Below are 10,796 nucleotides of genomic sequence, written 5' to 3'. Positions count from 1 at the left end.
AGCCCCAGGAGTCCCCATGTCCGGTAGTCCGCCTCCCGGTAGCCCGCCCCCCGACGGCGGGTTCGTCCGCCGCGTCGGCCTCTTCCAGGCCACCGCCATCAACATGAGCCAGATGTGCGGCATCGGGCCGTTCGTGACGATCCCGCTGATGGTCGCCGCGTTCGGCGGTCCGCAGGCGGTGATCGGCTTCGTCGCGGGCGCGGTCCTCGCGCTCGCCGACGGACTCGTGTGGGCCGAGATGGGCGCCGCGATGCCCGGCTCCGGCGGCAGTTACGTCTATCTGCGCCAGGCCTTCCAGTACCGCACCGGCCGGCTGATGCCGTTCCTGTTCGTCTGGACGGCGATGCTCTTCATCCCGCTGATCATGTCGACCGGCGTGGTCGGCTTCGTGCAGTATCTCGGCTATCTGGCACCGGACTTGGGCAAGACGTCCGGCGACCTGATCGGCCTCGGCGTCATCGCCGTGGTGGTCCTCCTGCTGTGGCGCGGCATCGAGAACATCGCGCGCATCACCGCCGTGATGTGGACCGTGATGATCGCCGCGGTGTTCCTGGTCATCGTGGCCGCCGCGAGCGACTTCAGCGCGCACCTCGCCTTCACCTACCCGGCGCACGCCTTCGACCTGGGCAGCGACCACTTCTGGCTCGGCTTCGCCGGCGGCCTGACCATCGGCATCTACGACTACCTCGGCTACAACACCACTGCCTACATGGGCGCCGAGATCAAGGACCCCGGCCGCACCCTCCCGCGCTCCATCCTCTTCTCCATCGTCGGCATCATGGCGATCTACCTGATGCTGCAGATCGGCACGCTGGGCGTCATCGACTGGCACCGGATGACGCACGTCAACGACATCGCCTCGACCTCGGTGGCCTCGGCGGTCCTGGAGGAGACCTGGGGCAAGGGCGCCGCCGACACGGTCACCGTCCTGATCCTCATCACGGCCTTCGCCTCGGTCTTCACCGGCCTCCTCGGCGGCTCCCGGGTGCCCTACGACGCGGCCCGCGAACGCGTCTTCTTCCGCCCCTACGCCAAACTCCACCCCAAGCACCGCTTCCCGATGCTGGGCCTGGCCACCATGGGCGTGATCACGGCGATCGGCTTCCTCATCGGCCGCCACACGGATCTGGCGACCCTGATCCAGTTGCTCACCACGGTGATGGTCATCGTCCAGGCACTGGCCCAGATCATCGCCCTGACGGTCCTGCGCAAACGCCAGCCGACCCTCCGCCGCCCCTACCGCATGTGGCTCTACCCCGTGCCGAGCATCGTCGCCTTCGTCGGCTGGTGCGTGATCTACGGCTACGCGGACAAGAACTCCCCGGGTCGCCACCCCATCGAGTGGTCCCTGGCCTGGCTGGCCCTGGGCTGCGTCGCGTTCGTCATCTGGGCCCGCTTCGAGAAGGTGTGGCCGTTCGGCCCGAAGGAGATCACGGAGGAGTACCTCGTGGAATCGACCCCGGACACGGAACCGGCAGGCGCCTAGCGGCAGTTGACCCAGCCGGTCGCGGCCGGCACGTCCACCGCGACCTCGACGACGGAGCGCCCGTCGGTCACCACCCGAACGGTGTCCGCGGGCGCCCGCGCAGGCGAGCCGCCGATACCTCAGTGCGGCGCAATTCCCTTACGCAGCCGCCAAGTTGGCCACACCAATCACAGCCCTGCCCGCCCCCTCCGGACAGCAGTGCCTCCGCGTGATCCATCCGAGCAGCGTGCCAAGCGATACTCGTGCGGTCGAACGATTTCGGGGAGGCGGATCACGTGGAGGAATCGGCGCTCGGCGGAGGCGCGATCAACAAGGTCGTACGAGTCGGGGAGACCGTGCGACGCACTCCGGCCCCGCCGGAACGGTCGGCCTTCGTGACCGGCTTGCTCGCGTTGTTCGAGCGGCGGGGATGGATGGGGGCGCCGCGCTTCCTGGGCGCGGACGAGCGGGGGCGGGAGGTGTTCCAGTACATCGAGGGCCGGGCGGCCGTCAGCCCCGAGGAACGGTCCGCCGCCCGCACCGACGACAGCCTGGTGCGCGTCGCGCAGCTGGTCCGCGCGTTCCACGACCTGACGCACGGCACACCGCAGGCCGGTGAGCAGGACGTCGTCTGCCACAACGACCTGGCGCCCAAGAACACCGTCTACGGCAGCGCGTGGCACCCGCTGGCCTTCGTCGACTGGGACCTCGCCGCCCCCGGCGAGCGCGTCCACGACGTCGCCCACGTCTGCTGGCAGTACCTGGACCTCGGCCCGGGCGTCACCGACGTGTCCGAAACCGCCCGCCAGATCGCGCTGATCTGCGAGGCGTACGGCCTTGATGAACTCGATGCCACCGGCCGGCTCCTCGGCACGGTCCTGTGGTGGCAGGACCGGTGCCGGCGAGGCATCGAGGCCGGTGCCGAGCGCGGTGAGCGGGGCATGGCCGGGCTGCGGGCGAGCGGGGTCGTGGACGACATCCGGGACGCGTACGGCTGGGTGGCGGCGCACCGGCGCGAGCTGGGCACGTTCCTGCGCTGAGGTGCCGTAGAGCGGAATGAACCGGACGAAGCCTCCCGCCTTGACATGCAGGTAACTGCCTGCATAACGTTGAGTGTGCGATCCGAACATGACTCAGGGATGGACGCGGTCTTCAAGGCTCTGGCCGACGAGACCCGCAGACGTCTGCTGGACCGGCTGCACGAGGAGAACGGGCAGACGCTCGGCGAGTTGTGCGGGCGCATCGACATGACCCGTCAGTCGGTGACCCAGCATCTGGCCGTCCTGGAGGCCGCCAACCTGGTCAGCACCGTGCGGCGCGGGCGGGAGAAGCTGCACTACCTCAATCCGGTCCCGCTGCACGAGATGCAGGAGCGCTGGATCGACAAGTTCGAGCGCCCGCGACTGCGCGCACTCGGGGCCCTGAAGCGACGAGCCGAGGAAGCCATGACCGACAAGCCGACATTCGTCTACGTCACCTACATCGCGAGCACCCCCGAGAAGGTCTGGGACGCGCTCACCGACGCCGACCTGACCGCCGCCTACTGGGGTCACAGCAACGTGTCCGACTGGCAGCAGGGCTCCCGTTGGGAACACGTGCGCACGGACGGCTCCGGCATCGCCGACGTCGTCGGCACGGTGGTGGAGAGCGAGCGCCCCACCCGGCTCGTGACCACATGGGCCGCGCCGGAGAACGAGGGCCGGGAGGACAAGTACTCCCGCGTCACCTACGACATCCGGCGCCACGAGGACATCGTGCGGCTCACCGTCACCCACGAGGACCTCGCCGACCAGGGCGAGCTGTCCGACGTGTCCGGCGGCTGGCCGGCCGTGCTGTCCAACCTCAAGTCGGTCCTCGAAACCGGCAGCCCCCTCCCGCAGGCGCCCTGGCTGGTGCCGGGCGGCCACTGAAGGGGGCGGAGGAGAGGGCGTGCCTTCCTTCCGGGTTCCTACGGTGGTTTCGGGGGCCGGTCTCTACGGCTTGGGAGTGCTCCGCGCCGCCGTACCGGCACACACCAGGCCCAGCAGCACGGCCAGTCCGCCGATGATGACGTTGTTCAGGATGACGCCCTTGTCGGGGTCGGTGCCGACGATCCACGGCGAGACGATCATCCAGACACCCAGGGCGCTCATCGCCCAGCTGAGGCCGTACATGCGCTCCGGCGCCCTGGTGAACCCGAGGGCCAGCAGGCCGATCGCGATGCCGACGATCAGGTTGTGCGGCACGAGCGAGGGCTGGCTCGTCGTGTAGTGGAGTATCCACGGGGATACGGCGCAGTACAGACCGAGCAGGAACACCGGTCCGTCCACGAGCGCCACATCGCGTCCACCGAGCATGCGGGCGTAGCGCGCCTGCATTTCGGAGACATCAGGGTGGCTCGCTATGTCACCTCTGGTGTGCGAGACGTTGGCCATGACTCGTCTCCTTTGACTTCGCTGGCCTGACCGCGACTGGTGCGGTACGCGGCAAAAGCCGCTTATCTCCATAGTGCTCTTATTTCGCCTTTATGTGTAGTGGTCAGCCTGTTCGTCGCCCCGGAGGCGGCGGCGTCAGCCGCAGGACCCGCTGCTGGAGTGCGGGCAGTCTGGCCGGCTCGTGGTCAGTTGGCATGCCGGCGTCGATCGGGGGCAGGTGAACAGGCACGACGGTCCCCGTGGGGAGCCGAAGAACGATGCTGGAGGTGTCTGCGGACATGGGCGCGAAGGTGTTGAAGCGGTTTTCGGCGGGGGCTCCGCGCGGATCATGGCCTGCCGAGGAGTTCGCGGCCCGGCGCCGCGCCGAGGGTGAGCCCGCCAGGGTCGTCATGGACCTGAAGTCCGACGCGTTCCTCGTGGTGGTTCCGATGGGCGACGAGGACTGACCGTACGACCACCGTCTCGGGCCGGACGACCATCTCCTCAGGCGATGTCCACAGCCTCAGGCGCGCGTTCCGCTCAGTTCCCGTGCCCGCCGTACGTCAGCTCCCGTGCTCGCCGTACGAACGCCTCGTGCAGATCCCCGGCCGCCTGCGGTACGGAGTCCGCGCGGCGGCGGCGCAGCATCAGCAGGACGCGGGCCGTGTCGCCGGCGATCGGCCGGTAGGTGATCGCGCCGAGCCGCTCCAACGGGTCCCCGACCACACTGAAGTCGGGCAGGACCGTCGCCCCGAGCCCCTCCGCGACCATGAGCTTGCCCATCTCGGCGCCGTCGGTCGAGTACGCGAAGGCCGGGCCCCGGCCGTCGAGCAGCCGGTGGACATAGCGGTGCATCACATAGCCGGAACGCATACCGATCAGCGGCTCGGTGAGTAGGTCGTCCACACTGACGGTCGGCCGGGACGCCAACGGACTGTCGGGGCGCACGCACACCACCGGCAGCCCGGACAGCAGCTCGGTGGACTCGAACTCGGCCGGCATGTCGTCGCCGTCCAGGTGATTGACCAGCCCGAGATCGAACCCGCCCTCCGACAGCGCCCGGTGGATGTCGGCCTGCTGGGCGCCGACCACCTCGACCTGGGTGAGCGGATGCGAGGCACGGAACTCCCGTACGACGGGAAGCAGCAGCGGCACGGTCGCCGCGTTGACCGTGCCCACCCGCACCATGCGGCTGATCCGGTGCTGCTCGCCCGCCGCGGCCCGCAGCCGGTCCACCGCGTCCAGCACGTCGACGATCTTCGGCAGCAGCTCCCGGCCCTCCGCGCTCATCGTCGCGCCGGACCGCTTGCGCTCCAGGAGGTCGACGCCGAGCTCGCGTTCGAGATTGCGCACGGTCTCGCTCAACGCGGGCTGCGACAGGCGCAGTTCCTCGGCGGCCCGGCGCAGGGAGCCGAGCCGGGTCACGGCCGCTATGTATTCCAGCTGTTCGGTGCGCATGCCCGCAGAATGCGGCGGATTTCCCGGGCTGTTCAAGGGTTTCCCTGTCACACGTTCGTGAAATTCAATGGTCCGCGATACGAGACCGGTCGGGTTTTCCTTGACGGTCCCCGCGGGCGGCTGCCACGATCGACGGCATGATGATGCGACTGGACCTCACGCGGCGACGCCATGTCGACCTCGCGCGCGTCTCCAGCGCCTCCTGTTGCACCGCGGCCTGATCCCCGTCACTTCCGTCCCGTGATCCGCCGCTCACTTTTCACTCCCGTCTGATATTCGCCGGATGTCGCTCCGGCCGGATTCGGCGTGCCCGAAAACGCATTCCGCAACAGGAGTTCCGCATGCCCGCAGAGCCCGTGAAATTCGCCTACTGGGTCCCCAATGTCAGCGGGGGACTCGTCACCAGCAAGATCGAGCAACGCACCGACTGGGGCTACGAGTACAACCGCGAACTCGCCGTCCTCGCCGAGAACAACGGCTTCGAGTACGCGCTCAGCCAGGTCCGCTACATGGCCAGCTACGGCGCCGAGTTCCAGCACGAGTCGACCAGCTTCAGCCTCGCCCTCCTCCTCGCCACCCAGCGCCTGAAGGTCATCGCCGCCGTCCACCCCGGCCTCTGGCACCCCGGCGTCCTCGCCAAACTCGGCGCCACCGCCGACCACTTGTCGAACGGCCGCTTCGCCGTCAACGTCGTGTCCGGCTGGTTCAAGGGCGAGTTCACCGCGCTCGGCGAACCCTGGCTGGAGCACGACGAGCGCTACCGCCGCTCCGAGGAATTCATCCAGGCCCTGCGCCAGATCTGGACCGAGGACCACACCGAACTCGCCGGAGACTTCTACCGGTTGCGCGACTTCTCCCTCAAGCCCAAGCCACTCAACACCCCCGACCGCCCGCACCCGGAGATCTTCCAGGGCGGCAACTCCACGGCCGCCCGCGCGATGGCCGGCCGCGTCTCCGACTGGTACTTCTCCAACGGCAAGGACTTCGACGGCGTCACCGAGCAGCTCGCCGACGTACGCCACTCGGCGGCCCAAGTCGGCCGCACCGCACCGAAGTTCGGCCTCAACGGCTTCCTCATCGCGCGGGACACCGAGGCCGAGGCGCGCGACACGCTCCGTGAGATCGTCGCCAAGGCCGACCGTGAGGCCGTCGAGGGTTTCGGGGCCGCGGTGAAGCAGGCCGGGCAGTCCTCGGCCGACGGCAAGGGCATGTGGCAGGACTCCACGTTCGAGGACCTCGTGCAGTACAACGACGGGTTCCGCACGGGGCTGATCGGGACCCCGGAGCAGGTCGCCGAACGGATCGTCGCCTACAAGAAGTTGGGCGTCGACCTTCTCCTGCTCGGCTTCCTGCACTACCACGAGGAGGTGGAGTACTTCGGCAAGCGGGTGCTTCCGCTGGTGCGTGAACTGGAAGCCCAACTCCCCGACGGCGAGACCGAGTCCGTCTCCGTGCACGCCTGATCGCACCCCCTGCGAAAGAGGACCCCGCATGAGCACCGTCACGCCCACCGACTGGCAGACCCGCCCGGCCCCGCGGTCCGCCCAGGACTGGATCGCCCGCGCCGCCGAGGTCGCCGCCCTCCTCGACACCGACGCCGCCGCCCGCGACCGGGCCGGCGCCACCCCGTACGCAGAGGTGCAACTCCTCAAGGACTCCGGCCTCGTCACCCTGCTCGGCCCCACGGAGCACGGCGGCGGAGGCCAGGACTGGCCCACCGCCTACCGCGTCGTCCGCGAGATCGCCAAGGCCGACGGCTCCATCGGCCAACTCCTCGGCTACCACTATCTGTGGAACTGGGCCGCCCGCCTGGTCGGCACCCGCGAACAGTGGGAGCACGTCGAGGCGGAGGCCGCCCGCAACCAGTGGTTCTTCGGCGGCGCCGTCAACCCACGCGACAAGGACGTCACCGTCACCGAGGACGGCGACGACCTCGTCTTCACCGGCCGCAAGTCCTTCTCCACCGGCAGCAAGGTCTCCGACGTCACCGTTCTCGAAGGCGTCCTGGAAGGCACTGACCAGCACGTCTTCGCGATCGTGCCCTCCGACAGCGAGGGCCTGACCTTCCTCGACGACTGGGACAACATCGGCCAGCGGCTCACCGAGAGCGGCGGCGTCATCCTCGACGGCGTCCGCACCCCGTGGTCCTCGGCGGCCGGCTACGTCGACAAGGAATTCCGCCCGCGCACGTACAACACGCTCAACGTCCCCACCATCCAACTGGTCTTCGTCAACTTCTACTTGGGCATCGCCGCCGGCGCCCTGGAGACGGCCGCCACCTACACCCGCACCAAAACCCGCTCCTGGCTGCACGGCGGATACGAGCGCGCGGTCGATGAGCCCTACGTCATCGACACCTACGGCGACCTCACCGCGAAGCTCTGGGCGGTCGAGGCCCTCGCCGACACAGTCGCCGCCGAGGGGCAGAAACTGCACGACGACCCCGACGCCGTCACCGAGAAGACACGCGGCGACTTCGAGGTGCGGGTCGCGGCCGTCAAGGCACGCGCGACCGATGTCGCCCTGGAGATCGGCAACCGCATCTTCGAGGTCACCGGCGCCCGCTCCACCGCCGCCTCGGAGGGCCTGGACCGGTTCTGGCGCAACGTCCGCACCCATACCCTGCACGACCCGGTCGCCTACAAGCGACGCGAGGTCGGCCGCTGGGTCCTTGAGGGCGAACTGCCCGAACCCACCTGGTACTCCTGACCGAACTGCCCAGGGGCGCCTGCCAGTTGAGCGGGCGCCCCGCCTCCCCGAAAGAGGACCCATGGCCACCGTCCTGTCCGTCTCCGGCAGTCCCTCCGTCTCCTCGCGCACCAACCGCCTGCTACGGCACCTCGACAAGCGGCTGATTGCCCAGGGCCACGAGGTGATCCCGCTCGACGTGCGCACCATCCCCGCTGAGGCCCTGCTCGGCGCGGACTTCCGGCACCCGGCCATCGTCGAGGCCACCGAACTCTTCGCACGCGCCGACGGAGTGGTCGTGGGCACCCCCGTCTACAAGGCGTCCTACTCCGGAGTCCTCAAGGCGCTGCTCGACCTGCTTCCGCAGTACGCCCTCACGGGGAAGACCGTGCTGCCGCTCGCCACGGGTGGGTCCACCGCACATGTGCTCGCCATCGACTACGCGCTCCGCCCGGTGCTGAACTCCATGGGCGCGGCCCACATAGTCCAGGGCTGGTTCACCCTCGACAAGGACATCACCGCCCACGAGGACGGCTCGCTCACCGTCGCCCCGGCCACCACCGAGGCGCTCACCCAGGTGGTGGACCAGTTCTCGGCGGCCCTCGGCCGCACCCCGCTGCTGGCCGCGGCGAGCTGACCACCATGACCGACCGTGCGACCGCCCACGTGATCGCGGACGACGCCGAGGCCCTCGCCCTCGCCGCCGCGCTCGCCGACGAGTTCCGGGCCGGCGCCTCCGCGCGCGACACCGAACGCAGGCTCCCGCGCGCCGAGTTGGACCGCCTGTCCGACTCCGGACTGCTCGCCGTCACTGTGCCCGCCGAACACGGCGGCGCCGACGTGAGCGCGGAGACCCTCGCCGAGATCTTCCGCCTGCTCGGCTCGGCAGACGGCAGCCTCGCCCAGATCCCGCAGAGCCACTTCGCCTACGTCAATGTGATCCGCCGTCAGGGCACCGCGGACCAGCAGAAGTTCTTCTTCGGCGAGCTGCTGGCCGGCCGCCGCTTCGGCAACGCCCAGTCCGAGGCCGGCACCAAACACGTGCAGGACATCCGCACCCGCCTGACCCGCCAGCCCGACGGCTCCTACCGGCTGAACGGCGTCAAGCACTACTCCACCGGCGCGCTCTTCGCCGACTGGATCCCCGTGCTCGCCCGCACCGAGGACGACAACCTCCATGTCGCGTACGTCCCGGGCGGCGCCGAGGGCGTCACGGTCGTCGACGACTGGGACGGCATGGGCCAGCGTACGACGGCCAGCGGCACCGTCCGCCTGGAGGCGGTCGCCGTCCCCGCCGACCGTGTCCTGCCCCACCACCTCACCTTCCAGGGACCCCAACTCCACGGCGCCGTCGCCCAGTTGCTGCACGCGGCCATCGACGCGGGGATCGCCGGGGGAGCGCTGGCCGAGGCCGCCGAGTTCGTCCGGACGAAGAGCCGCCCCTGGTTCGAGAGCGGGGTCGAGACCGCAGCCGAGGACCCGCTGCTGATCCAGCGGTTCGGTGAACTCGCCATCCAGGTAAGGGCGTCCGAGGCCCTGCTGATCCAGGCGGCCAAGGCCGTGGACGCGGCGCGCGCCGACCTCGACAGCGACTCGGCGGCGGAGGCCTCCATCGCGGTCGCGGCGGCCAAGGTGCACGCGGCGCAGACGGCCGTCGAGGTGGCGGGCGCCCTGTTCGAGGTGTCGGGTACCCGCTCGGCCCTCAACTCGCTGAATCTGCACCGGCATTGGCGCGACGCCCGCACCCACACCCTGCACGACCCGGCGCGCTGGAAGATCCAGCACATCGGCCGCTACGTGCTGAACGGCACCAGGCCGCCCCGCCACGGCCTCCTCTAACTCACCCACAGGACAGTCCAGACAGGAGCCCCCACGTGTCCCTCACCTTCCACTGGTTCCTCCCCACCAACGGGGACAGCCGCCATGTCGTGGGCGGCGGTCACGGCACCCCCGCTACCGCTTCCGGCCGGGACCGGCCGCCGACGGTCGCCTACCTGAGCCAGATCGCCCGCGCGGCGGAGGACCTCGGCTTCGTGGGCGCCCTCACGCCCACCGGTGCCTGGTGCGAGGACGCGTGGCTCACCACCGCGATGGTCAGCCAGAACACCGAACGCCTGAAGTTCCTGGTCGCCTTCCGCCCCGGCTTCGTTTCGCCGACGCTAGCCGCGCAGATGGCGTCCACGTTCCAGCGGCAGACTGGCGGACGCCTGCTCCTGAACGTCGTCACCGGCGGCGAGAGCCACGAGCAGCGGACCTACGGCGACTTCCTCGACAAGGACGACCGGTACCGTCGTACCGGCGAATTCCTGGAGATCGTAAGGCAGTTGTGGGACGGGAAGACCGTAGATCTGGCGGGTGAGCATCTGCGCGTCGAGGACGCGAAGTTGGCGCGGCTGCCCGACCCGGTGCCCGAGGTGTACTTCGGGGGGTCGTCGCCGATCGCGGGGGAGATCGCCGCCAAGTACGTGGACGTGTACCTCACTTGGGGCGAACCGCCGGCCCAGGTGGCCGAGAAGATCGCCTGGATCAGGGGACTGGCGGCGAAGCAGGGGCGGACGCTTCGGTTCGGTATCCGGCTGCACGTGATCACGCGTGACACGTCCGCGGAGGCCTGGGCCGAGGCGAACCGGCTGCTCGAAGGGTTCGACTCCGAGACCGTGAAGTCCGTACAGGCCGGGCTCGCGCGGAGCGAGTCCGAGGGGCAGCAGCGGATGCTGGCGCTGCACGGCGGGAGCCGGGACGGGCTGGAGATCCATCCCAACCTGTGGGCGGGCATCGGGCTCGTCCGGGGT

12 protein-coding genes are annotated in these 10,796 nt (G+C 69.6%); 10 read left to right on the top strand and 2 right to left on the bottom strand.

All coding sequences use genetic code 11. The features are described 5' to 3' along the window. Nucleotides 1–16 precede the first annotated feature (16 nt). The 3 genes from AC31A1_RS36815 (at nucleotide 17) to AC31A1_RS36805 (ending at nucleotide 3,375) form a co-directional block, all read left to right on the top strand. Nucleotides 17–1,486 carry an APC family permease gene (locus AC31A1_RS36815; RefSeq protein ID WP_489657473.1) on the top strand — a complete coding sequence of 490 codons (1,470 nt, stop codon included), beginning with the start codon at nucleotides 17–19 and terminating at the stop codon, nucleotides 1,484–1,486. Nucleotides 1,487–1,761: 275 nt separating this feature from the next. Then, nucleotides 1,762–2,505, top strand: coding sequence for a phosphotransferase (locus AC31A1_RS36810; protein WP_489657472.1), 744 nt, complete (start codon nucleotides 1,762–1,764; stop codon nucleotides 2,503–2,505). A gap of 99 nt (nucleotides 2,506–2,604) precedes the next feature. Continuing rightward, complete coding sequence (locus AC31A1_RS36805; protein ID WP_489657471.1) at nucleotides 2,605–3,375, top strand: ArsR/SmtB family transcription factor; 771 nt, start codon at nucleotides 2,605–2,607, stop codon at nucleotides 3,373–3,375. Between the two features lie 63 nt (nucleotides 3,376–3,438). On the opposite strand, the gene AC31A1_RS36800 is transcribed toward AC31A1_RS36805, so the two are convergent. Beyond that, the gene (locus AC31A1_RS36800) at nucleotides 3,439–3,879 is read right to left on the bottom strand and encodes an SPW repeat protein (protein ID WP_489657470.1); all 441 of its coding nucleotides are present in this window, start codon (nucleotides 3,877–3,879) and stop codon (nucleotides 3,439–3,441) included. Between the two features lie 257 nt (nucleotides 3,880–4,136). On the opposite strand from AC31A1_RS36800, the gene AC31A1_RS36795 reads away from it, so the two are divergent. Then, nucleotides 4,137–4,325, top strand: coding sequence for a DUF8839 family protein (locus AC31A1_RS36795; RefSeq protein WP_033280720.1), 189 nt, complete (start codon nucleotides 4,137–4,139; stop codon nucleotides 4,323–4,325). A 73-nt stretch (nucleotides 4,326–4,398) separates the two neighbouring features. Here the strand turns inward: AC31A1_RS36795 and AC31A1_RS36790 are convergent, their stop codons facing one another. After that, the gene (locus tag AC31A1_RS36790) at nucleotides 4,399–5,316 is read right to left on the bottom strand and encodes a LysR family transcriptional regulator (protein ID WP_489657469.1); all 918 of its coding nucleotides are present in this window, start codon (nucleotides 5,314–5,316) and stop codon (nucleotides 4,399–4,401) included. A gap of 137 nt (nucleotides 5,317–5,453) precedes the next feature. Between AC31A1_RS36790 and AC31A1_RS36785 the strand changes: the two genes are divergently transcribed. The 6 genes from AC31A1_RS36785 to AC31A1_RS36760 form a co-directional block, all read left to right on the top strand. Then, a complete protein-coding gene (locus tag AC31A1_RS36785; RefSeq protein WP_351305882.1) occupies nucleotides 5,454–5,537 on the top strand; it encodes a putative leader peptide in 84 nt (27 codons plus the stop codon). A gap of 120 nt (nucleotides 5,538–5,657) precedes the next feature. Next, nucleotides 5,658–6,779: a dimethylsulfone monooxygenase SfnG gene (gene sfnG, locus AC31A1_RS36780; protein ID WP_489657468.1), complete on the top strand. Its 1,122-nt coding sequence runs from the start codon at nucleotides 5,658–5,660 to the stop codon at nucleotides 6,777–6,779. A gap of 28 nt (nucleotides 6,780–6,807) precedes the next feature. Continuing rightward, nucleotides 6,808–8,025, top strand: coding sequence for an acyl-CoA dehydrogenase family protein (locus tag AC31A1_RS36775; RefSeq protein ID WP_489657467.1), 1,218 nt, complete (start codon nucleotides 6,808–6,810; stop codon nucleotides 8,023–8,025). A 61-nt stretch (nucleotides 8,026–8,086) separates the two neighbouring features. Further along, nucleotides 8,087–8,641, top strand: coding sequence for an NADPH-dependent FMN reductase (gene ssuE, locus AC31A1_RS36770; RefSeq protein ID WP_200709625.1), 555 nt, complete (start codon nucleotides 8,087–8,089; stop codon nucleotides 8,639–8,641). 5 nt (nucleotides 8,642–8,646) lie between these two features. Continuing rightward, nucleotides 8,647–9,843 (top strand): SfnB family sulfur acquisition oxidoreductase, encoded by a 1,197-nt coding sequence (locus AC31A1_RS36765; protein WP_489657466.1) that lies wholly within the window; start codon nucleotides 8,647–8,649, stop codon nucleotides 9,841–9,843. A 35-nt stretch (nucleotides 9,844–9,878) separates the two neighbouring features. Beyond that, the coding region (locus tag AC31A1_RS36760) for an LLM class flavin-dependent oxidoreductase (RefSeq protein ID WP_489657465.1) at nucleotides 9,879–10,796 on the top strand (918 nt) is incomplete at its 3' end.

The sequence above is a fragment of the Streptomyces sp. P5F9 genome (assembly GCF_057961495.1).
This window is presented reverse-complemented; position numbering and strand designations above follow the sequence as displayed.